This is a genomic window from Terrisphaera buseokensis (assembly GCF_047521145.2).
In the GTDB taxonomy this organism is placed as follows: Bacteria; Verrucomicrobiota; Verrucomicrobiia; order Opitutales; family Opitutaceae; genus ER46.
Genome location: NZ_CM134186.1, coordinates 876,837 through 899,744, shown reverse-complemented (window position 1 = coordinate 899,744; position 22,908 = coordinate 876,837). Strand labels below are relative to the sequence as shown.

The 22,908-nt window shown below is 66.3% G+C and carries 18 protein-coding genes; 7 read left to right on the top strand and 11 right to left on the bottom strand.

Annotated features, from left to right (window positions below):
• Window positions 1-5: 5 nt before the first annotated feature.
• The 5 genes from ACLJEU_RS03305 to ACLJEU_RS03285 all read right to left on the bottom strand — a co-directional run bounded on the left by ACLJEU_RS03305 (window position 6) and on the right by ACLJEU_RS03285 (window position 6,412).
• Complete coding sequence (locus tag ACLJEU_RS03305; protein WP_414660997.1) at window positions 6-1,145, bottom strand: hypothetical protein; 1,140 nt, start codon at window positions 1,143-1,145, stop codon at window positions 6-8.
• Between the two features lie 98 nt (window positions 1,146-1,243).
• On the bottom strand, window positions 1,244-1,753 hold the full coding sequence (gene msrB, locus ACLJEU_RS03300) for a peptide-methionine (R)-S-oxide reductase MsrB (RefSeq protein ID WP_414660998.1): 510 nt from the start codon (window positions 1,751-1,753) through the stop codon (window positions 1,244-1,246).
• 160 nt (window positions 1,754-1,913) lie between these two features.
• Window positions 1,914-4,289 carry a TonB-dependent siderophore receptor gene (locus tag ACLJEU_RS03295; RefSeq protein WP_414660999.1) on the bottom strand — a complete coding sequence of 792 codons (2,376 nt, stop codon included), beginning with the start codon at window positions 4,287-4,289 and terminating at the stop codon, window positions 1,914-1,916.
• 154 nt (window positions 4,290-4,443) lie between these two features.
• On the bottom strand, window positions 4,444-5,739 hold the full coding sequence (xseA, locus tag ACLJEU_RS03290) for an exodeoxyribonuclease VII large subunit (RefSeq protein WP_414661000.1): 1,296 nt from the start codon (window positions 5,737-5,739) through the stop codon (window positions 4,444-4,446).
• A complete protein-coding gene (locus tag ACLJEU_RS03285; RefSeq protein WP_414661001.1) occupies window positions 5,729-6,412 on the bottom strand; it encodes a TVP38/TMEM64 family protein in 684 nt (227 codons plus the stop codon). The genes xseA and ACLJEU_RS03285 overlap by 11 nt, the downstream gene beginning before the upstream one ends.
• A 172-nt stretch (window positions 6,413-6,584) precedes the next feature.
• On the opposite strand from ACLJEU_RS03285, the gene ACLJEU_RS03280 reads away from it, so the two are divergent.
• The 3 genes from ACLJEU_RS03280 to ACLJEU_RS03270 all read left to right on the top strand — a co-directional run bounded on the left by ACLJEU_RS03280 (window position 6,585) and on the right by ACLJEU_RS03270 (window position 11,485).
• Window positions 6,585-9,041 carry an O-antigen ligase family protein gene (locus ACLJEU_RS03280; RefSeq protein ID WP_414661002.1) on the top strand — a complete coding sequence of 819 codons (2,457 nt, stop codon included), beginning with the start codon at window positions 6,585-6,587 and terminating at the stop codon, window positions 9,039-9,041.
• Between the two features lie 10 nt (window positions 9,042-9,051).
• Window positions 9,052-10,464: a sugar transferase gene (locus ACLJEU_RS03275; RefSeq protein WP_414661003.1), complete on the top strand. Its 1,413-nt coding sequence runs from the start codon at window positions 9,052-9,054 to the stop codon at window positions 10,462-10,464.
• A 61-nt stretch (window positions 10,465-10,525) separates the two neighbouring features.
• Window positions 10,526-11,485 (top strand): hypothetical protein, encoded by a 960-nt coding sequence (locus ACLJEU_RS03270; protein WP_414661004.1) that lies wholly within the window; start codon window positions 10,526-10,528, stop codon window positions 11,483-11,485.
• Here the strand turns inward: ACLJEU_RS03270 and ACLJEU_RS03265 are convergent.
• The gene (locus ACLJEU_RS03265; RefSeq protein ID WP_414661069.1) at window positions 11,442-12,350 is read right to left on the bottom strand and encodes a glycosyltransferase family 2 protein; all 909 of its coding nucleotides are present in this window, start codon (window positions 12,348-12,350) and stop codon (window positions 11,442-11,444) included. The two genes, ACLJEU_RS03270 and ACLJEU_RS03265, sit on opposite strands and share 44 nt — an antisense overlap.
• Before the next feature lie 234 nt (window positions 12,351-12,584).
• On the opposite strand from ACLJEU_RS03265, the gene ACLJEU_RS03260 reads away from it, so the two are divergent.
• Genes ACLJEU_RS03260 through ACLJEU_RS03245 form a run of 4 tightly spaced genes read left to right on the top strand, consistent with a single transcriptional unit; the run spans window position 12,585 to window position 16,977 of the window.
• A complete protein-coding gene (locus ACLJEU_RS03260; protein ID WP_414661005.1) occupies window positions 12,585-13,589 on the top strand; it encodes a Gfo/Idh/MocA family protein in 1,005 nt (334 codons plus the stop codon).
• A 2-nt stretch (window positions 13,590-13,591) separates the two neighbouring features.
• Window positions 13,592-14,245: an acyltransferase gene (locus tag ACLJEU_RS03255; protein WP_414661006.1), complete on the top strand. Its 654-nt coding sequence runs from the start codon at window positions 13,592-13,594 to the stop codon at window positions 14,243-14,245.
• A 12-nt stretch (window positions 14,246-14,257) separates the two neighbouring features.
• A complete protein-coding gene (locus ACLJEU_RS03250; RefSeq protein ID WP_414661007.1) occupies window positions 14,258-15,385 on the top strand; it encodes a DegT/DnrJ/EryC1/StrS family aminotransferase in 1,128 nt (375 codons plus the stop codon).
• Between the two features lie 17 nt (window positions 15,386-15,402).
• Window positions 15,403-16,977, top strand: a complete 1,575-nt coding sequence (locus tag ACLJEU_RS03245; RefSeq protein WP_414661008.1) for a radical SAM/SPASM domain-containing protein — start codon at window positions 15,403-15,405, stop codon at window positions 16,975-16,977.
• Between the two features lie 42 nt (window positions 16,978-17,019).
• On the opposite strand, the gene ACLJEU_RS03240 is transcribed toward ACLJEU_RS03245, so the two are convergent.
• From ACLJEU_RS03240 to ACLJEU_RS03220, 5 genes are read right to left on the bottom strand one after another with little or no spacing between them, the layout of a single operon-like run.
• The gene (locus tag ACLJEU_RS03240) at window positions 17,020-18,225 is read right to left on the bottom strand and encodes a glycosyltransferase family protein (protein ID WP_414661009.1); all 1,206 of its coding nucleotides are present in this window, start codon (window positions 18,223-18,225) and stop codon (window positions 17,020-17,022) included.
• A 3-nt stretch (window positions 18,226-18,228) separates the two neighbouring features.
• Window positions 18,229-19,353, bottom strand: coding sequence for a hypothetical protein (locus ACLJEU_RS03235; RefSeq protein WP_414661010.1), 1,125 nt, complete (start codon window positions 19,351-19,353; stop codon window positions 18,229-18,231).
• A gap of 4 nt (window positions 19,354-19,357) precedes the next feature.
• Window positions 19,358-20,809 (bottom strand): lipopolysaccharide biosynthesis protein, encoded by a 1,452-nt coding sequence (locus ACLJEU_RS03230; RefSeq protein WP_414661011.1) that lies wholly within the window; start codon window positions 20,807-20,809, stop codon window positions 19,358-19,360.
• A 9-nt stretch (window positions 20,810-20,818) separates the two neighbouring features.
• Window positions 20,819-21,610, bottom strand: a complete 792-nt coding sequence (locus ACLJEU_RS03225) for a class I SAM-dependent methyltransferase (RefSeq protein ID WP_414661012.1) — start codon at window positions 21,608-21,610, stop codon at window positions 20,819-20,821.
• Window positions 21,610-22,890 carry a hypothetical protein gene (locus ACLJEU_RS03220; protein ID WP_414661013.1) on the bottom strand — a complete coding sequence of 427 codons (1,281 nt, stop codon included), beginning with the start codon at window positions 22,888-22,890 and terminating at the stop codon, window positions 21,610-21,612. Before ACLJEU_RS03220 ends, ACLJEU_RS03225 begins: the two co-directional genes overlap by 1 nt.
• Between the last annotated feature and the right edge of the window lie 18 nt (window positions 22,891-22,908).

Genomic DNA, 22,908 nt, shown 5'->3' with positions numbered 1-22,908 from the left:
GGATTTTACTCCCGCAGGAAACCCAGATCGAGCGGCGCGTGCGCGCGCTTGCCGTTCGCCGCGATCAACTCGATGCCGCCGTTCGCCGCGTGAATGCTCTTCACCCGATCAAAACCGGCGGGAATCGCGGCGACACCCATGATGTAGGCAATCGTCGTCGGCTTCTTCGCCGACAGCTTCAACACCGTCGGCAGGCCGAGGCGGCTGAGCGCGTTGGGCTTCACCGACTCCGCAAGCCCGTAGTGGAAACAACTCGTCGTATCCTCGATCCCCATGACCGACGTATGCCGGCCGTTCCACGGCGCGTAGTGCCGGCCCCCATTCGAGATCCACAGGATCGTGTGCCGCAGCGCGCGCGGATCGCGGAGCGCGAAATACACGTAGCGCTCACGGGGGAACGTGACGGCGTTCCACGCAAACGGCAGCTTCGGATCCGCGCTCAGCAGCACCAGATCGTCGTAGCCGCGCCGGGCCGGGAAGTGCGACACATCGGTGGACTCACCGTTCAACAACGGCACGCGATCGAGCGACTTGATGACCGCGCCCGGCTTGAGCGACTGGTAGCCGCGATTCTCGGGTCGCTCGAAAAGATCCGGCAACACCTGCGCATGGACAAACCGGCTGGTGCTCACGACGCCGCTGCCCGGGACGTCGGGGAATTTCAACAACGCATGATGGCCGACACTCATCGGCCCGCTCTGGTGCAGCACGTGCTTTTGATACACCGCCGTGTGGCCCTCAACCAGCGTGATGGCCTTGTCCACCGAGCCCGCCCGCACCGTGGTCTTCAGACTCGCGTGGAACGTGAGCCGCTCGATGGTGCGATCAAAGGCCTTCAGCCGCCAGCCGCCGTTCGCGGTCTCGCCGTGCGGCGGGTGCGACTCGCCCCGCCACGGCGTGCCGTTGCCGCCAAATGGCGCGCAGAAGAAATCGCCGCGCAACGCGCGCAACAGCGCCGGCGTGTCCGGCGCCAGTTTTTCCTCAGCCCACGGCGCAATCGCAAACGGTGACACCAGCCGGTGATCGAGGCGGAAGGCGACCGGCGCCAGATGGCCGCCGAGCTTGGTCAGGTTCGCATGGACGTGACTCGAGCGAAACGACCATGACAGTTGACCGTGGACGATATGCAACGTGGGGGCGCTCATAACGAAGCCAGCGTCCGCGCTGCGCCTGCGCGTGGCAAGCGCGCCTTTCCACGGCCGAGCCCGGTCCGAGGCCATTTCGTCGCGACGATCCTGCGACCCTACTTCTTTTTCACCCACGCCTCGTACTCCGCCCGCGGCATGAAGCGCAGCGACGCGCTGTTGATGCAGTAACGCAACCCACCCTGCGCGCGCGGACCGTCGGGAAACACGTGACCGAGATGTCCGCCATCGATCGCGCAATGCACCTCGACGCGCCGCATCCCGAAACTCGTGTCGACATGCTCGGCCACAAACGCGGGCTCGACCGGCTTCGTGAAGCTCGGCCAGCCCGTGCCGCTCTCGAACTTGTCGCGGCTGTCGAAGAGCGGCGTGTCGCTGCACACGGAAAAATAGACGCCGTCGCCCTGATGATCCCAAAAGGCATTTTGAAACGGCGGCTCGGTGCCCTGCATGCGGGCCACGCGATACTGCATCGGCGTGAGCAGCTCCCGCCATTCCTTGTCGGTGCGCTGCACTTTCGTCTTCGCCAGATCGATCACGGCATGGGAGGGCAGGCCGCAGGCGGATTTCTCGGACGCACTTGCGGGCTTCGCGGACTTGGTGGGCATCGTTTCACCGTAACGGCATCCGCGAAAACTTCCAGTCGCCGCCGAAAAAGAAAAAGCCCGCCGGAGAGGGCGGGCTGGTGCGGGCGGCTCAAACGTGGAGCCGCCCGCGGGATTGGATCACAGAGCAGGAACGACGCGCGGTCGACCGCGCGCCCGTCGCTCAATATTTCGCGGTCAGCGAGAACACCGCGCGCCCCGGCAGGCCGCGCTGCTGATTGGCCGGGAAGTATTCCACGTCCGCCATGTTCTGCCAGTTGATGACGGCAGTCATCGGGTGACCATCGTACTTCCAGTCGTAACCGACGGCGGAGTTCCACAGCGTCTCGGCCGGCAGGAAGAGCTTCGGATTGTTGGTCCGCTGCGCCTTCTTGCCGGTGTAGTTGAAGCCGCCGCCGACCCAGAAGCCTTTCAGCGCGCCGTCCTTGAACGAATAGCGCGTCCACAGGTTGGCCAGCGCCTTGACCGACGCCTCGGGATGCGCGCCGAGAAACACTTCCTCGCCCTTCGGCACTTCCTTCACGCGGGTGTCGTTGAGCGCGCCGCTGACGTACACCTGCCAGTTGTCCTTGGGCGACCACGTGATTTCCGCCTCGATGCCGTTGCTGCGATCGAGCGTGCCCTGCAGGCTGTTCGTCACGGTCACGCCGGTCGCGCTGAACGAATTGAAACGGAGGATACGGTCCTTCTGGTCGATTTGGAAAACCGCCACCGTCGACGAGACCCGGCCGTTGAAGAGATCGGTCTTCACGCCGAGCTCATAACCTTTCGACGTCGTCGGCGCGGCCGGGCCAATCGGCACGTTCTCCCGCGTGAGGGCCGCGGCGTTCAGCACGAAGGACTCGCTGTACGATCCGTAGAACATCAAGTCGCGCGTCGCCTTCCAGCCGAGGCCGAGTTGCGGCGTCGTCTTCTTGCTCGACACCTTCGAGAGGCTGCTCGCGGGCGCGAGGAAGTTGTCAGTCGAACCGGACGCCTTGTTATACCGGGCCCCAATGACCGCGTTCAAGCGGTCCGCGAGCAGCGAGGTGTTCAGCACGGCGTAGGCGGCGCTGTTGCGCGTGATCGAACGGTTGTTGGTCGAGAACGGCTGGGTCACGGGATCGAAGTCGGTCGTGTAATCCCAGGTCGACGGATTCTTGATGTCCCAGACCGGGAAGAAATTTGCCGTCGGGCTCTGCCGCAGCCGGCCGTAGCCGCGACCTTCGTTGTAGAAGGCGCCGAGCAGGGGCTTCAGCTTGATGCCGTTGACCACATGGTTGCCGGCGAGTTCGACCTGCGACGCCTTGCCGTGGCCGAAGTCCTCCTGCAGCCGCTTGCGCCGGCCGAGCTGCGCCTGCGGCGCGAGCAGCGCGAGATCGGGATTGCCGAGCAGATCGTTCGCGTAGGCGCGCGCCGCAATCAGGTAGTTGGCCGCCGAGATCGGCAGCGTGGCACCCGCGGGATAGTAGCTCGTCGGCACCGTGATACTCACCGCGCCGAGGCCCGTGAGTTTCTGCGCGGTGCGCCGCTTGTTCCAGTTGAAGTTTGCGCGAGCCGACCAGGCGTCGGACAACTTGGCCGTCAGCTCGGCGTTGACCGACTCGTAGTCCGAGAAGCGGTGATCGTTGTTCGAGACGTAATTGAATTTCCGCGAAAACGGATACGCGCTGAGGAAGCCGGGATCGCTGTTGTCGAGCGGGTTGATCAGGATGCCGGTCGCGCTGAGAATGCCGCTCGCCGGAAGCGGTCCGACGATCTCGATGTTCGGCTTGATGTGCGCGGAGGGAGGCGTTTCGCGGCGCGAGAAATTCTGGTAGTCGACCGTGAGCGCCAGCCGTTCGGTGATGCGCCACGTCACCACCGGCGCGAGCACCGTCGTGCGCTGCTTGCCGGGCGTGATGAACTCGAGGCCGTTTTCAAACGCGCCGTTGAAACGGAAGAGCAGCGTCTTGCCGACCAGCGGCTGGTTCACGTCGAGCGACGTGCGCCAGAAATTGTGGGTGCCGACCTGGGCGTTGACCACGGTCGACGGTTTCGTGCCCGGCCGCTTCGTGATGTAGTTCACCGTGCCGCCGGGGGCGACCTGACCGTAGAGCACCGAAGACGGGCCCTTCACCACTTCGACGCGCTCGACGCTGACGGTGTCGACGTAACCTTCGCCGACGAAACCGTTGTGCTGCGGCGTCTGTTCAAACCCGCGGATCGTGTAGACCGCATTGCCGGCGTTGAATTCGCGGCCCGCGCTCGTGACACCCGGCGCGTACTGCACGACGTCGAAGAGATCGCGCGCGCCGATGTCCGTGATGAATTGCTGGGTGAACGCGCTGATCGCGAACGGCAGATCCTTGATCGGCGTGTCGATGCGCGTGGCCGAGACGGAATTGCCGGCGCGGTAACCTTTGTCGGCGGAGGTCGAGACCTGGAACTCCGACAGTTTGACGACGTCGTCGCCGGTGGCCGCGGGCGCGCCGGCGGGAGTCTGGGCACTCGCGACGAGCGTCGCGAGGGAGAGGGCCGCGCCCAGGGCGCGGCGGAGGTTGGGCAGGTGGGCAGTCATGGGTACAGGGTTTGCGCCGGAGTTGCCGGCGCTCAAGGGGTTGGCTTGCTCATAATTATTAGAGGCCGGTGCCTGCCAAGCGCAAAGTGCGTCGCGATGCGCGCCGGCGAGTGTCATCGCCGTCGCGTCGTTCAAACTCCAAACTTGGTGCAGGTCACTGCCCCGGCTTCGACTCCACCCGGACCGGCAGAGTTCCGTCGGCGAACTCGGCGGTGAGCCTTTGGTCGGCCGATGCCTGGCCCCGGCGCGTCACAGGCCGTCCCTGCGCGTCGCGCATGAGCACGAAGCCGCGATTCAGCACCGAGCGCGGGCTCGCGGCCTGGAGGCGTTTCCAGAGTGAAAGCAGGCGGTGCGATTCGAGTTGCACGCGTTTTTCCGGCGAATGCTGCGCGAGCGCGGAACGGAGTTCGCCGACCTGTTGCCGGCGCTGCTGCAGCGCATGCCGCCACGAGGCGACGAGCTGGTTGGCGAGATCGTCGACGCGGAGAAAGCCCTGTTGAATCTGCGCGGCCGGTGTGAGCAAACGCAGCCGCGAGCGGGCGTGATCGAGTTGCGCGCGGGCCCGCTCGACGCCGCCGGCAGCGAGGGTCTCGAGCGCGAGGGCGGACTGCCGGGCGCGCTCGAGGCCGTCAACAAAGTGACTCGTGATCAACTCCGCCGCCGCACTCGGCGTTTCCGCCCGCAGGTCGGCCGCAAAATCGCACAACGTGAAATCGATCTCGTGCCCCACCGCGGAGATGATCGGCACGGTGCAGGCCGCCACCGCGCGCACGAGCGGCTCCTCGTTGAACGCCCACAGATCCTCGAGGCTGCCGCCACCGCGTCCAATAACTATCAGATCGAAGATCTTCAGCGCCTGCGCCTCCCGCAGCATCGCGATCATGTCCGCCGCGGCGCCTTCGCCCTGCACTTTCGCGGGCAGCACCACAATCCGGCCGCGCCATTTCCGCCGCGTCATGATGCGCACGAAGTCCTGCACCGCCGCGCCCGTGGGCGACGTGATGAATCCCACCGTGAGTGGCAGCGTCGGAATCGCCTGCTTGCGCTCGGGCGCGAACAGCCCCTCGGCCGCCAGCCGCGCCTTGAGCGCCTCGAGTTCCCGCTGGAGCCGCCCCACGCCGTCGTCGACCACGACGCGCACGATGAGCTGATACTGGCCGCGGGCCTCGTACACGCTCACCTCGCCGTAGACGATGACCTGGAGGCCGTCGCGCAGCTTCACCGTCTGGCGCAGGGCGTCACCGCGAAACATCACCGCGCTGAGCTGCGCGCCCGCGTCCTTGAGCGAGAAATACACGTGGCCGCTCGCCTGCGCGCGCAGGTTCGAGATTTCGCCGCGGATCCACGCCGCCTGCAGGTTCGTCTCGAGCAGGAGCTTCACCCGGCGGGTGAACGCCGTGACGCTCTCGGCCCGCGGGCCGTCGCCGCCCGGCTCCGTATCAGCCTTCACGCGGGAAGTATTTTTTTCGCAGCCATTGCAGACCGATCGTCGCGACCACGATCACGCCGACGGCGGCGATGATCGTCTTGAAATTTCCATTGCGCAGACCCTGGCCCAGGATGATGGCGGCGAGCGCGTAGGGTAGAATCGCGAGCCACGACACGATCATATAGAGTTTGAACGGCGCCTCCGCGAGACCGAGCAGGAAGCACTGGAAGGCGTAGGGCGGTCCGGGCGTCAACCGCACCACGAGCAGCACGCTCAGGGCATTCTCCCGGGTGATGCGCGGCACCGAGTAGCCGTAGCGCGTCAACAGGCGCGTCAGCAACGGGCGCAACGCATAGCGCGCCACCCAATAAGACAGCGCGAGATTCAGTGCGATCACCACGAGGGCCACGGCAATCACGCCGCCCATGCCCATCGTCGGCGCGAACGCCTCGCCGGCGGGAATCGTGAACGCCAGCATCGGCACGCCCAGGGCCGGCAGCACGGTCATCGCCGCGAAGAACACCCAGGGCCCCATCCCGCGAATCACGCCGACCAGCTGATCGAGCCAGCCCACCAGCCGCTCCATGCCCACGGCCCGCAGCACGAAGACACCCGCGATCAGCAGCACCACGGCGACGATCGCGAGTGTGACGAGCGGTAATTTCTTTTTCGGCGGCGCGCTTTCCACGGACATTCGGCCAGCCTGCCGTGGCGGGCGCCGCACCGTCAAGCCGGCGGCCCGCCGGCCGAGGCCGTGGACCAATTCCGTCGGGTCACCCCAGCGCCGATTCCCCTCATTTCGGGTATAAAGTCCGCACCGATGTCAGCTTGCACGCGGGTTCAGGCCCGTTTGTCATCGGACATCGATGTTGCGCCCCGCCGATCCCGTTTCCGCTGCCCGCGTCCAGGCGGATCCCGGTGCGCGCGCGGTTTCATTCCTGATTCGCGTCGGCCTGATCATTGCCGTCGCCGCTCTGGCCACGGTGACCTGCTGGGAACCCTCGGCGTCACGACAGCACACCTGGCCGCTCGCGGTGGTTGTGGCCTGCATGTGGTGGCTGGCTCCCGTTGTGTTCCTGCATGGCGTCCGGTACTGCTCGCAGTGGCGGCTGCCGCCGAAGTTGATCGTCGCTGGAGCCACGATTCTTGCGCTCGGTACCGTCGTGTCCGCCCAAGCGAGCCCGTTCGGAGCGCTGAGCGAGGCCAGGATTTGGCCCACCCTGAGCGGCGTGATCCTGTTACTCACCCTGCATCACCTGTGGTCCCCCGGCAGCAGGTCCAATCCCTCCCTCCTGCACCGCCCGGCGCGCTGGCTCGGTCTCGCCGGCGCCGGGTTCGTCCTTGCCAGCCTCGCGCTGTGGTTGCGGGCCACGTGGCCGCTGCCGTGGGGCACCCGCAACGGCGCACCGTTCGGTCACTCCACCTACACCGCCGGGGCCGTGGTCCTGTTTCTGCCCTGGATCGTGTTGCAGGCGTGGTTTGCCCGCGGCCGGCCGCGCGTGCTGTGGTTGATCGTCAGCGGCCTCGCCCTGCTCGTGCTGGCCTCCACCAGCAGTCGCGGCGGTGTGCTGGCCGTGGCGAGCACGGGCTTGGTGGCCGCGTGCCTGGCGGTCAGTCTCGGCCCGTGGTCAACCCGGCGCAAACTGCTCCTCGGCGTCGGCGCCCTCGCGCTGGGTGCCGTGGCGGTGTTCTCCAATCCGCGGCTGCGCGAACTCGTGCTGCAGCGCGAATGGAGCGAGGGTGCCCGTGAAAGCAACCGACAGCGTCAGGCGATGCTGGAAGCCGGTTGGAAACTGGGCCTCGCGCGGCCGCTGCTCGGCTGGGGTCCCGGCTCGGTGCCGCTGGCCTATCCGCGCGTGCGCGCGCAACTCGAGGGTGGAACAGAAAACATCCTGCAGCTTCACAACACCCCCGCCCAGGTGTGGGCCACCACCGGAGCGGTCGGAGCCGTGGCGATGCTGCTGCTGGTGTCGGGTACGCTCCTCGCCATGGCCCGGGCCCCGCGCACTCCGGTGAGCGGGGCGGCCGCGGCCGCGCTGCTCGGCTTCGGCATCGTGGCGCTGACCGACCATCAGCTCGACCTGCCCCTGATGAACACGGTCGTGGTGCTCAGTCTCGCGTTGCTGACGGCGCCCGCGCCCGACCGCCTCCTGCCCATCTCGCCCCGAACCCGGGATCGCATCGCGCTCGGATGCCTGCCGACGTTCGCCGCGATCGGCGTCGCGAATGCCACCTTCGGCGATCTGGACGCCCGCCATGTCCACGAGGAGGCGCTGATGGAGCTCGGCACCGGTCAGCCGGACAAGTACCTCGAACTCCTCGATCTTTCCGCCCGACTCGCGCCGCTGGACGTCTTTTTCCAGCATCAGGCGGCCTTCACCGTGCTTGAACAACGAGCGCGCCTGCCGGACGCCGCCGGTCAGCGCGCGCTGACGCAGACCGCCGCCACGCGCCTCAAGCGCTCGCTCGCGACGGGCGTGCACACCGAATACGCCCACTTCAATCTGGGCTGGCTGCTCCTCGACCTCAACGAGCCCGCGGCCGCCGCAGAACACTTCATCGCCGCGGCCCACGTCGTGCCCGACAAGGGGGGCGTTTACTTCGGCCTCGGACTCGCGCTGCAAGCCGGCGGCCGGCTCGACGATGCCGTGCGCGCGTTCGCCCTGGAGATTGTCAACGATCCCCGCCACGCCACCTCGCCCGCCTGGGAAATTCCTCATCTCGCCGTCCTGCTGCCCGCAGTCCGCGCCGAAGCCCTGCGGCGACTCGGCGAACTGAGCCGCGAGCGGCCCGACGCCGCGCGCCTCGAAGCCTGGCTCCGCTGGTGGTGGGTCGATCCGGCGGCCGCCCCGTCGCCGCCCGGTTTCAATCGCGAGAGCAGCGGTTTCCTCGCTGCCCTGCCCGCCGTTACGGCACGCACGCCGCTGCCTGTGGCAGTGGCGGGAACGGCGTGGGGCCGCGCTTACGCCGACTGGCTCGCCACGGGCACCGGCGGCACCCCACCCGACACGTTTCTCGCGACGGCCGGCGGCGACCGCGCATTTGCCGACGCCCTGCTGCGCCGCGCCCGGCGCCATCAGGACTCGTTTCGCGCATTCCTCACGGCGCCGACGGAGGACGAGGCGGCCCTCACGCTGACCTACCGTCGCCAGCGGCCGGGTTACGGCATGCTCACGTCGCATCCGGAAGGCCCGGTGCTGGCGGACGCCTACATCGTCCAGGAAAACCGTCTCGTGACCGCGCTGGCGGCCGGACTCTTTCCCGCGAAAGGCTGGCTGCCCGGCCGTTTCCTGCTCGCCTTGCTCCCGGCCCATCCGCGATGAGTGCACCGCGATGAGCCGCTCGCGTTCCAGCCGACTGCGCAAAGTCATCCTTCCGGCCTGGATGGTCGTGGGCGATGCGGTCTTCGCGTTTGCCGGACTCTCGCTCGGTTTCTGGCTGCGCTACAAGACGCCGCTCCGCGAGCTCGGCCTCGACGTGCCGAACGCGCAGTTCGCCGCCTACGTGCCGCTCCTGCTGCTCGGCGTGGTCTTCCTGATCGCCGGCTACGCGCAGCTGAACCTCTACGAGGAGCGCCTGCTCTTGCGCAAATACCAGAGCCTGGCGCTGATCATCAAGGGCACGACGCTCTGGCTCGCCGGCTACCTGGCGCTCGCCGTCGTGCTGCAATTTCAGCCTCCGATCTCGCGCCTGTTCGTGCCGCTCGCGTACCTCTGCATCATCGCGGTGATGTTCGTGTGGCGCAGCGCATTTTATGCGGCGCTCATCCGGCCGTCGTGGCGCCACCTCATCCGCCAGCGCGTAGCCGTGCTGGGCTGGAACGAGGAGGCCCGCGCGCTGGGCGTCGAACTCGCCTCCCAGCCCGCCCACCCGTATCAGTTTTGTGGTTTCATCACGCTGCCCGACGAACCGCCCCCGGCGGGAGCGATCGGCACGCTCGCGCATCTGCCCGAAGTCATCGTCCGGCACCAGCTCGACATCCTGATCGCCGCGCGCACCGATCTGCCGCGCGAGCAGCTCCTGCAGATCGCCGAGGCCTGCGAACGCGAGTACGTGGAATGGAAGGTCATCCCCTCGTCGTTCCAGATTCTCCTCAGCGGCCTGCGGCTGCAGACCATCGGCCGGCTGCCCGTCCTCGGCATCGAGGATCTCGCGATCAACAAGCTCTTCAACCGGGTGCTGAAGCGCTTCGTCGACGTCGTCGGCGCGACCGTCGGCCTCATTGGCTCGGCACCCATCATCGCGCTGCTCGCCTTCATCATCAAACGCGAGTCCCGCGACGGCCCGGTGTTCTTTTCGCAGGTGCGCGTGGGCTCGGGGCACCGGCACTTCACGCTCTGGAAACTGCGCAGCATGGTGCCCGACGCGCCCGCCAGCGACGGCGCCCGCCAGAGCACCGCCCGCAACGACGCGCGCCTGCTGCGCATCGGAGCGTTCATGCGCCGCTGGAATCTCGACGAGCTGCCCCAGTTCTGGAACGTCCTGCGCGGCGACATGAGCCTCATCGGCCCGCGACCGGAACGCCCGCTCCACGTCGACCGGCTCTCGTCGGAGATCGCGCACTATCTGCCGCGCCATCTGGTGAAACCCGGCATGAGCGGCTGGGCCCAGGTCAACGGCCTCCGCGGCGAATCCTCGATCGCGAAGCGCATTCAGCACGATATATACTATATAGAAAACTGGTCGCTGTGGCTCGATCTGCAGATCCTCCTGCTGACCTTTGTCCGCTGGAAAAACGCGTACTAGGCCTGACGCCCGCGCGCGGAGCGCCGCTCAATAACGCCAGCCCGCGGTCGATCAGGGGCCCATGCGAGCAGGCTCCGACACGACCGCCAGTCCAGCATCACCCCGCTGGCACTACCCGGCCGCCATCGCCCTGCTGTTGCTTGCGGTCCAGGCCACCACCAACCCGCGGATCCTCGATTTTGAGACGCGCCGGACGATCCGCCAGACCTTCGCCACCGCCCTGCCTGACGACGCACCGGGCCGCTGCAGCCCGACCGCCGCCGAATGGGCACTCTACGTAGCCGCCCGCGCCGGTGCCCCCGCCGCACCCCGCGCCGCTCGCGTGGATTTCTTCGCCAAGTGGGTCCATGACCACTCATCGCATGACGGCATTCGGCCCAATCTGACTAGGGACATTCGCTTCACTGACACCATCGCCCAGGCCTTGCTGGCCCATGCGTTTGGTGAAAAAGAAAAACCGAGTTTGGGCTGCGGCCATCGCAACAATATCCTCAAAAAGCTCCTGCATCTGGACGCCATTCCCGCACGGATCGTGAATATATTGGGCAATGGCGCGAAGGACGGCCTTTCCTATGGACATATTCTCGTTGAATATAGCGATGAACACAATGACTGGATAACCGCCGACGCCGACTTCCTGCTATATTGGACCGATCTCACGGGCCACCGGATCGGAATCCGCGCGGCGATCCAGCTTCCCTCCACCAGCGTGATTCCTCACGGCCGCGACGGGCGGACCGGTTACGAAACGGAGTATCCCGAGGGAAAGTCGCCGCGAGTCTTCGCTGAATTGGGTCTGTTCTCGGCCGCGATCGTCCTCACCGATGAACCCAATGCCTATGACTACGTGCGGTTCTACCTGAATCCGACGAAGGTCGCGCCCGACCTCGCACTCGAAGGAAAATCCTACCGCGAACGTTACGGCCACCTGCCGACGGAATGGCTTGCACCGGCACCCGGCGAAGAGTGCGACCCGGTCACATGGGCCGAACTTTCCGATAACCCGCAAGGCGCGCCTTGAACCGCGCGACCGCCTTCCACAGCCCGAAGGCCGCCGTGTATTTCCAGCGGACCAGGGCCAAACCCCGCGGATTGAAGTGCTTCAGGTAGACATCGCGGTTCGCATCGAAGATCGCCCGCGACATCCGCTCGAAGTCCCGCGCCACGCTCACGCCCTTCAAGTGCGTGATCGCCACGCGCCCGTCGTACACGATTCGCCACCCGCCGCGCGTCACGCGGATGCAGAGATCCAGATCGTCACCATACATGAAGAAGCGCGCGTCGAACACCTCTCCGTCAGGCGCCACCTGCTCCAGCACATCCCGCCGTGCCAGCATGAACGCGCCGTTGATCGCGCCGACCTCATGCGTGCCCTCGTCCGACAGATGCGTGAGGTTGTAACCGGCAAAGGCAGGAACCCGCGGGAACGCCGACGCCAATCCGCTGGCGCGACAAAATCCGTCCCACAGCGTGGGAATCGATCGCCGGCACGCCAGATCCAGCCGGCCGTCCGCGAGTCGCAGCTGCGGTGAAATGAGCCCGATGGTGGCGTCCGCCTGCACCTGCGCGAGACAGTGCGCAAGCGCGGCCTCGTTGCATATCGTATCCGGATTCAGGAACAGCACGTGCTCGCCCCGCGCCCGCGCGTAACCGAGATTGTTCGCGCGGCCAAAACCGAGGTTCGTCGGCGCCGGAACGTAGGCGACGTGAGGATACTGCTTCCGGATGATCTCGCCGACCGCGTCGGCGCCGGAGGAATTGTCGACCACCATCACCTCGACGGGCCGCACTCCGATGGACGGCGGCAGCGAACTCAGGCACGCCTCGATCTCCGGACGCGACTTGTACGCGACGATGATGATCGAGAGGAGCGGCACTCCGGGCATGGACACCGCGCGACGTTGAGCCGGGGCGTTTCCGAACGCAATGTCCGCCCATTCGAGAAAACGCCGTCAAAATCATCCCGGGACCGGCTCCGGGCCGTGGGGGAATTTGCCTGGCGACTTTTTTTGCCGCTAGGCTCTGTGTTTCCACTTCACGATGAACATGATCGTCCGTCCCGATCGTATCCGACCTCTCACCACGTGCCGCCGCCGGGTGCGGGTCGGACTTTTCCGTTCATGACGCCGTCATCGACACCGCGCGTGGCCGTGTTCGGCTGCGGCTACTGGGGCCGGAATGTGGTCCGCAACTTTTACGGCCTCGGCGCCCTGGGCGCGGTGGTGGACCCGACCGAGTCCGGTCGCGCCGCCGCCGCGCAGCTGGCACCCGGCGTACCCGTTTACTCCGATCCGGAGGCCGCGTTTTCCCGCTCCGATCTGCACGCGATCGTGCTCGCGACGCCCGCCAGCACGCATGCCAACCTGGGGCTCCGCGCGCTCGACGCCGGCAAGGATTTGTTGGTGGAGAAGCCCATGACGCTCACCGTCGCCGAGGGCCGCCAACTCGTGGCCCGCGCCGCCGCCACGCAACGCATGCTGCACGTCGGGCATCTGCTCGAATACCATCCTTCCTTCCTGAAACTGCGGGAATGGGTGTCGAACGGACGCCTCGGCAAAATCCTGCGGCTCCACTCGCACCGGCTCGGTTTCGGCCTCGTTCGCACGGAAGAGGACGCACTCTGGAGTCTGGCCCCGCACGACCTCGCGCTCGTCCTGCGTGTGATGGGCGACCTGCCGGAAGCCGTGACCTGCCACGGCACGCACGCGCTCGGCCAGCCACGGGCGGACTTCGCCGTTTCCCTGCTGCATTTTTCCGGCGGCGTGGACGCCCACCTGCTCAGCAGCTGGCTCCATCCGATGAAGGAACAGAAGTTTGTCGTGGTCGGCGATCGCGGGATGGCCGTGTTCGACGACGCCAATCCCGACTACAAGCTCGCCTACTTCGAACAGCATGTGACGTGGAAGGACGGCCAGCCCGGCCTGCACAAGGGCCCGGTGAGCTACGAACCGCTCGTACCCGCGGAGCCACTACGGCTCGAGTGCGCCGCCTTTCTCCAGGCGGTGGCCACGCGCCAGCCCTCACTCACCGACGGCCTCAGCGGCCTGCGGGTTGTCGCCGTGCTCGACGCCTGTCGCCGCTCGATGGAGAGTGGCGGCCTCCGCACCCGCGTGGAATCCGTCTGACCATGGCCGCCAGTCCCCAGATCCATCCGACCGCCGTCATTGATCAACCGTGCACGATCGGCGCCGGCACCCACATCTGGCACTTCTGCCACATCTGCGAACGCGCGGAGATCGGCGAAGCCTGCAATCTCGGTCAGAACGTCATGATCGCCGGCGGCGTGCGCATCGGTCGGAACGTCAAGATCCAGAACAACGTCTCCGTCTACAGCGGCACGACCATCGAGGACGACGTGTTCCTCGGCCCGTCCTGCGTGCTCACCAACATCTCCAACCCGCGTTCCCAGATCGTGCGGCGCGGCATTTACGAGACGACCCTGATCCGCCGCGGCGCGACGGTCGGTGCGAACGCCACGATCGTCTGCGGCGTCACCCTCGGCCGCTACTGCCTGATCGCCGCCGGTTCGGTCGTCACGCGCGACGTCCCGGACTACGCGATGATCGTCGGCGTGCCGGGAAAAAGCCGCGGCTGGGTCAGCCGTCACGGCCATCCGCTGCGCCAGGCCCGCGCCGGCGTGTACACCTGCCCCGAAAGCAAACTCCGGTATCAGGAAAACGCTTCCGGTCAGCTCCGGTGCCTCGACCTCGATGAAGAGGCGCCGCTTCCCGCCGAACTCGCCACCGGCCGCCAGTCGTATCGATCGTTTCGCGCCGATTGAAATTTTCCCGCCATGTCCGTCCCCCTCCTCGATCTCAACCGTCAGAACGCCTCGCTCCATTCCGAGCTCGTCGCCGCCTTCGAAAAGGTGCTGCGCTCAGGTCACTTCATCCTCGGCGGTGAAGTCGAGAGCTTCGAGCGCGAGGCCGCCGCGTTTCTCGGGGCCAAGCACGCGATCTCCGTGTCATCGGGCACCGACGCGATCCTCGTCGCCCTGATGGCCCTCGGCATCGGACCTGGCGACGAGGTGATCTGCCCGTCGTTCACATTCTTCGCGACGGCGGGTTGCATCGCGCGGCTCGGCGCCACGCCGGTGTTTGCCGACGTCCACGCGGACACGTTCAACCTCGACGCTGCCGACGTCGCGCGGCGCATCACGCCCCGCACGAAGGCGATCATGCCGGTGCATCTCTTCGGCCAGTCGGCCGCCATGGAGCCGTTGCTGGCCCTCGCCCGTCAGCACAACCTCGCCGTGATCGAGGATGCCGCGCAGGCGCTCGGCGCGCGGCAGCACGGCCGCTGCTGCGGGACCATCGGCGATTTCGGCACGTACAGTTTCTTCCCGTCGAAAAATCTCGGCGGCTTCGGCGACGGCGGCCTCGTGGCCACAAACCGCGACGACCTTGCGGAGAAAGTCCGGCTCCTGCGCACACACGGATCGAAGCCGAAGTATTATCACAAGGTCGTCGGCGGAAACTTCCGCCTCGACGCCCTGCAATGCGCGCTGCTGCGCATCAAGCTGCCGCACCTGCCGGCCTACTGCGCCGCCCGCCAGCGCAACGCCGCGTACTACGGCAGCCGTTTGGCCGGACTTGGCGGACTCACCCTGCCGCAACCAGCCGTCGGCAACGATCACATCTGGAATCAGTACACACTGCGCGTGGGAGGCCACGGCCGCCGCGACGCCCTGCGCCAGCACCTCACCGCCGCCGGCATTGGCGCGGAGATCTATTATCCACTTCCGCTCCATCAGCAGGAATGCTTCGCGGGCCTGCCGAAGGTATCGCTGCCGACCACAGAAGCCCTGGCCCGGGAAGTAATCAGCATTCCGATCTTTCCGGAGTTAACGGAACGCGAAAAAACCGAGGTCGCCGACAGCGTCATTGCCTTCTCTAAACTCAGCGGGACGGTGGCCGCTTGATCCCTGCTCTCGCACCGATGTCCGCGCCCACCCGCACTTGTCTGTTCTATGATCCGATCAAGGTCGGTCGCGTGGACATGCTGCTCGGCTGGGCGGAACGGGAGGGACTGGATGCCCGCGCTGCGACGGGCGTGAAACTCGCGCTGGGCTGGCGCCGGCTCGCTCCTCGCTTCGATCTCGGGCTCTTCATCCAACATCCGATCGACGGCGAAGAGGATCTCCAAACGCTCGATCGTTTTCTCGCGGCGGCCCGCGCCACGCGGGGACTGCTTTACTACGCACCGCGGCCCAATCACTACCAGCACGCCGAGGCCGCCACCCTCCTGGCCGCCAGTCCGATGTCGGCCACGCAACCGGCGTTTGGCGTGCAGCTCCGCAGCCGTATCCGGCAGGCGGTTGCAGCGCTGCAGCTGCCGACTGCGCTCAAGTCCGGCCTGCGCGGTCTCGCGGTGACCGCCAAGTCGTGGGCCCTGCGCGAATCAACGTCAGTCGCGGTCACGACGACCGACAACCAGCTGCGCCCGAGCCTGCCGCCGAACCTGCTGCTCTGGGCGGGAGCTTGGACGCCGTGGGAAGCCGACAATCTCACTCTGCGCCGCGATCTGCTCGATCGCATCGACCGCTTCTTTCCCACGCCGCGTCATCTGCACGTCATCGTGCTGAACAAGTGCAATCTCCGCTGCGTGATGTGTCCGTATCACTCGCCGCGTTACACGCCGCAGCACACGTCCGGCTATTTCGATTCCCGGAAGGCGATGGACGACGAACTCTATCGCAAGATCATCACGTACGCCGGCGAACATAAAATCAGCCTGCAGTTCGGCCAGATCGAGGAGGTGCTGCTGCATCCGCACATCTTCGACTACATCGCGCTCGCGAAGGCCGCGGGCGTCCCGCACGTGCATGTGACGACCAACGGCACCATGCTCGATGCGGCCAAGGGTAAACGCCTCGCCGAGAGCGGGGTCGACTCGGTGATGTTCAGCATCGATGCCGCCACCGCCGAGACCTACCGCAAGGTCCGCGGCCGCGACCTCGAGGAACTCGAGGCCAACATCACCGCCTTCCTGCCGCACGCCAAGCGCCACAAGATCCCGGTCACGGTCTCGTTCATCCTGCAGGACGAAGCGCGGCACGAACGCGACGCGTTCCTTGAGAAGTGGCGCCGGGTCGGCGTCGACAACGTCACGTTCTACGTCCTCAGCGCCTTCGATCCCAAAACCGGCGAAGTCATGCGTCAGGCCGCAGTCTACGAACCGGGCAGTCGTTATCCCTGCGCGTCTCCGTGGTCGCAGTCGGTGATTTTTCCCGACGGCGAAGTCTCGCTCTGCTGCAAGACCATGCTCGACGTTGGTTGGCGCGGCGTCGTCTCCGTCGGCTCGTTGCGCGAGCATTCGATGCACGAGATCTGGCAGGGCGACGCCTACCGCCGCTTGCGCAGCGAACTGATCAAAAACGAATTTCGCGAATTCGAGGTCTGCAAGAAGTGCGGCATCTGGTCGGCGTCCTCGTATTTCGAGGAGCGCACCGCGACCTACAGCCGCAGCTACAACGAGACGAGCGACACGATCCGTTTCATCGCCCAGGGCTGATCGCACGCCCTGCACGTTGTTCAATCAACGCCGTGATCCACCTTACGCACTTCCGGACGCCGGACCCTTCGGGTCGACGCCCATCTTGCGGTTGATGCGATCGAAGACGGCGCCGATGGCGTCCAGCGAGTGATGCCGGATCGCATACTCGCGCGAGCGACGGCCGAGCGCGGGCAGCTCACTACGCCGTTCCACGAGGTCGCGAATCGCGGCCTTCACCGTTTCGGGGGTGCATTCGACGATCGGAATTTCGCCCGGCGAGATCAGGCCGGCGCGTTCATAAAGCGCCTTCAAATCGGGTCGCAGGTAACACAGCACGGGCTTGCACATCGCCATGCCCTCGAGGGCGAACATCGCATACCAGCCCACGATGAGTTGATCGGCGATCACATCCGCCGACCGAATCGTGTCGCGCACGCGATCGTTCGGCACGCGTTCTAGCAGGATGAGCTCCACCGGACACCCCTCGGCCCGCAACTGCTCGACCGCCTCGATGAAGAAGCGCGTGCCCTTGATCGTGCGATGATTCGGCGCATGCAGGATGCGCAGCGGCCGGTCCTCCGCGGGTGCCGGCGGCGCGTCGTCGGACCACCAGGTGGTATCGATCGAGAAATGCGCCAGCATCAGCGTGTCCCAGTGCCCCATGTAATCCACCCACTCGCAGCCACCGATGATGTGGGTCGCCTGCCGCGTCCATAACCGCACCTGGCGCTTGACCGTGCCGATGCGCCGGCGATCCGTGGGATAGTCCTGCGACTTGGCGTGCTTGAAGTGCAGATTCGGCGAGAGCTGCATGTCCTGCACGTCGCTGCCGTACGGCAGAATCAACGATCGGACGCCCCCGGCGCGCAGGAGCTTCGGCTCGAACCGCCACAGCCACAGCGTGCCCGAACCAAGCGGGCCGCCGTTGAACGAAATGTAGATCGCGCGATAACGCCACAGCACGCGGATCGCGAGCAGCAGTGAAACCAGATGCGCGCGCAGCACGATGGATGGCAGCCAGGCCAGCATGCGATCGGCCCGCACGTCGAACGCGCCGGTGATGAACGAGACCGAACTGACAAACGTCTCCGCCCGATAGCCACGAGCGACGAGTGCGCGCTTGTGATAGATATTGTTGATCAGCGGCTCAGGACCGAGCCCGACGTCAATCGGCTTGTCCCGCCGCCGCGCCACCCAGGCCACCACGAAGAGCACCGGCAGCGCTGCCATTTCCACCGCGGAGAGAATGAGGGCCCAGATGAACATGCGTTAGATCACGTCGATGATTAGTTCGTCCGACCACCACACATAGGAAGGAAATTCGTCGAGGTACGCGGGAATCGCCGCCGCCGCGACGTAGTACCGACCGGGCGCAGTGAGTTTGAACTCCAGCGCGGGCTCGGTGCACGCCACCTCGAAGACATCGCTCGCCGTCTCCTGCGCCAACGCCGCAAGCACGAGTCGATCGTAGGCAAAGCCGCGACTCCTCCGCCCACACCGCACGCGATAACTCGCAGCGCGGTCCGCGTGCTGGGATTGAAACGCGAGATTCACCGTTGCCCCACGTTCCACCGTCAACGGCCCCACCCCGCCGCTCCATCGCGGCACCCCGGGCGGTCGCAGCACGGTCGGAGCCGCGTACCGAGCGCTGATCTGGCCGTCGACCTCGGGACTGTAGAAATCCACGTAGCCGAGATAGGGACGGCCGGTGCGCGGGTTGCGCGCATAGACGCTATCGCGCCGGAACATCCAGCCGGTGGGCTTGAAGCGGTCGACCACATAAGGATTGGCCTCCACCGCGCGTTTCGTGATCAGACCGCCGCCGTCCTCGAAGAAGACCCCGTGCTTGAACGCATCCGCATCAATCACCCGCGTCTCACCGTCGAGATCCACTTCGACGGCGATGTGATGCGGCAACTGCCACGGCCGCGCGGCAAAACCCGCGCGCTGCAACGCCGCGCACAGCACGGCCGCGCACTGTCCGCAACGCGCCTCGCCGAGTTCGAGCAGCAGCTCCGGATCCATGATCAACCGCTGATGCATCGCCGCGCGCACTTCCTCGTGCCCGGCCAGTCCCGCGGGGAGCAAACCCGCGCGACGCAGCCTCCAGTAGCCCCAGCGCGCCGTCGCCGGCTGCAGGAGCGGCGGGTGTACCAGCGCGGCTTGGACGAACCGCGCGATCCCGCGCACGGCCTCGTCGGCCGTGCGACTCTGACGCCTGATGCCGTCGATCGCCGCCTCCAACCGCGGACTGCGGCCCAGCAAACGCTCCCGCGCCGCAATCACCCGCGGCAACGGATAATCCAGTGGCGCGATGCGGCTGCAGTCGAACCCCTGCCACCAGAACGGCGTCGGCTCCCGTTTTTCGGAGGGCGTGGAAGTTGTGGTCGTCACCGGTTCAGCCCGTGTGGTTGAGGCGGTATTCCCACAGCCGTCGCCCCAGTGGAATGCCGAATAGCAGGAGAACCACGACGCTCGCCAGGATGCGTTCCGCCCAGACACCGCCGAACGGAAGAAAGCCCGGCCGGTACGCCACGACCAACGCGGCAGCGACGATCAGGATTAGCCAGGTGCGCAGCCAGGCCAGCGGCAAATTCTTCAAATACCGCGTGCCGACAAAAATCCAGCAACCGAGAATACCCGCTTCCGCCACAACCGCGCCCGCCACCGCGCCGGCGGCACCGATTTTTGGCACCCACCACCAGCCCACGCCCAGATTGAGCGCCAGTCCGATGATGTACACCGGCAGATGCAGTTTCGAAATCCGCGCCATCGTCGTAGTCGCAACCGCCACCAGCGACAACGCCGACACCGCGACGCCGAGTACAATCCAGGGCACCAGCGGAATCGTCGCCCAATACTCCTGCGGATACAGGAGCGTCACCACGGGCTGCGTCCACACCGCGGCCATGCCCACAAGCACCGCGCCGACCCGGGCGATCAGTTCCTTGGCGTCCTGCAAACGCGCGAGCAGGGCGTCGCGTGACAAGGTCGGGATCCATTCGATCAACTGCGGATCCCACACGAGTGCGAACCACGTGCGCAACATCGTGGCCACGGCACCGAGTCGGAGCGCCAGGGCCAGCACCGCTGTCTCGCTTGGCCCCGCGAACCACGTCACCAGCAGCCGGTCCAGCACGGTTGAGGTCGCATAGATCGCAAAGCCCGGCACGAGCACGATCCCGAAGCGAAACATCGCCCTCGCTTCAGCGCGGTCAAAAAGCCTGGCGGCAAACGGCGTGAGTCCGCCTCGCGCGAGCGTCCACCAGCCGAGCACCGCCGCGAGCGCCGACACGACGGCTGAGATGAGAAAGCCCACCCAGAGCCGTTCCGACTGCACGGTCACGAGCATCACCGGGATCAGCACGATCGCGCCGACGACGCGGCCAAGGAGACTCACGCCGGCAAACGCCATCGCGCGGCGCTCGTAACGCAGGACGTAAAGAAACCAACCAACGATCGCGCCCGGTGCCAGGGTCAGGACGTAGCCGAGCAGCTCCCGTTGTGAAACACCGGCGAACGCCGTGATCCACGAGGTCAGCAACCCGACGGCGCCAAAGGCTCCCGACACCACCACGGCCGAGATCACCGCGATGAACGACGCCGTCACGCGCAAACGTCGCCGCTCGTCCTCGTCGCTCGTGCGCGAGCGAAAATTCGGATACGCCGAATCCATGCCGCCGAACTGCGCGAGCGCGACGAAGCTCCAGATCGCGCCGAGCGCCGCCTGCGCACCGTACTGCGCGGGCGTCAGCAGCCGCGTGAAGATGGGCGACAGTACCAGTCCGATCGACGAGCCGAGCAGGTCGGCGGTCGCGTAGATCACCATGTCTTTCCCGAACCGTGCCATGGTCGACGCCTACCGCTCCGCCACCAATTCAAGAATGCTGGTGCGACCGTAATACTTCGGCGGGTACGCCGCCGGCACTGGGACGACGCCGGGCGTCAGCTGCAACGTCCCCTCCGCGCCCAGCGCATGCACCCGCAGTCCCGCCCGCTGCAATTCGCGTACGAGCCACCGCTCGCGCACGACAATCTGGCTCGTGTGGCCCCACAGTGTGCGGCGGATCATCGTGAGCGCCGATCGCACCATGCTGAGGCTGCGCTTCTTCAGGCCGCGATCGATCAGCAGGTGCGCGTACCAACCCGTGCTGTTGGCATTGAGATAAACGCGCCCGCCCGGCTTCAGGACGCGCCGGAACTCGCGCAGTGTTCGGGGCATGTCGGTGAACATGAACGCGCCGTAGCAAAAGATCGCATCGAACGAGCCATCCGCCTGCGGCAATTGCTCGAGCGGCGCATAGGCAAACGTGCAGGTGCTGCGTCCCTGTTCAGCCGCGAGCGCCCGCGCCACCAGCAGCCGGCCAGGATTGATGTCGACGCCCTCGACGTGCCGGTAGTTTTCCGCGAGCGCGAGACTCCACTGGCCAATCCCGCACGCCGCATCGAGCACGCGCTCGCCACCCGCGAATCCGATCATCTGCAGCCGCCGGGCGTAATAGTCGCGCGTGCGCTGGCCGGTCATCTCGATCCACATGAAATCACGCTCGTACGGCGAGAGCATCGGCGGCAGCCACGGCGGCAGACGCCAGCCCGCCGCCGCCACCGCAGCGATCAACGCATCATCACTCGCTGGTCCGGAAGGCGTCATCACCAAATGCCGGGCATGCGCGCCGGCGTCACCGTCACGGAATAGCGTCCGTCGTTTCCTTCGGGCCCGTTCCACGTCGTGGTGAGCGCCCTGCCGGCATAGGTCAGTTTCACGCCCTGACGCGGATCCGCCATCACGGTCAGTCCGCCGAAGAACCGCTGGGGATCAGGCACCGGCAGGGGAAATTCCAGCGCGATATCATGGCTCTTCTCGTCGCGACGGAGCGCGACGCCACGGATCATCTCCGCGTAACGCAGAAGCTCCGCGCAGCCAGCGACCCAAAGCCGGCCGGCGTCCTGCTCGTGCTGCAGGATGCGGAACGGCGTCAAATAAACCTCGGGCCGTCGCAGCACGGATTCAATCGTCGCGGGCGTACAGGCGCCGGCACTACGCTGCAACACGCCGAGGTGCTGGTAAAGCATGACGGCGCCCCACTGCTCGTAGAGGTGATTCCATGAAATCTGCCGCACCTGCGAGAGGAGCGACGACAGATTGGGCGCGTACGTGCCGGTGCCGCGAAACCGCCGGAAGCCGATAAATTCCCGGCCGTCCTGCAAGCGCACCGGCACCAGCAACCCCGGATCGGGCGGCGCCCACTGGCGTTTCAACGCTGCCTTCCAGCCGGTGGCCGGCGTCTCGGATATCACCAGCGAATCCGTCCACACGTAACGCACGCCATGTTCGGTGAGGAGATCGGCGTGATACGCGAGGTCGCCGAGGACATCGCCGCGATGGTACGCGGCGTCGGCGCCGATGTTCTGCGCGTTGTCCACGCCGCCGTGATTTGAAAACACCTCGGGCCGCGCGCCGGAAATCTCCAGGGCGCGAAATGCCGCGATCGCGTGATCGCGGGAGCAACCGCCCACGCCATCGAAGTCGCCATACGCGTGAATCGTGTCGATCCAGCCGGCCTTGAGGTAGGAATCGATGCGGTCCGCCACGCGCGAGCGCGGCGCGTCCGGTCGGTCGCCGGCAAAGTACGAAAAATTGTAATCGCGAGCCGAGAAGAAGAACATGCTCGAGGTCACCCGCAACCCGAGGCCCGGCCCGAGCGCCGTGGATTGGCGCGTGTTCAGGAATCGCATCAGCGTCTCGAAGAACTCGAAGTCGAGATACTCGGCGTCGTTCGAGATCGCCACGGCGCCGCGATACGGAAACGGCAGCGGCCGGATCGCCGGGTCCGCGGGCCGCAGCGGAAAGAAAGGCGCGGGCCGGCCGCGCCCGCTCACAGGGCCGCCCCAGCCGGCGTTCGCGTTGGAGGCTTGGAAGACGTCGCTCATGGTCGGTTCGGGCTCATT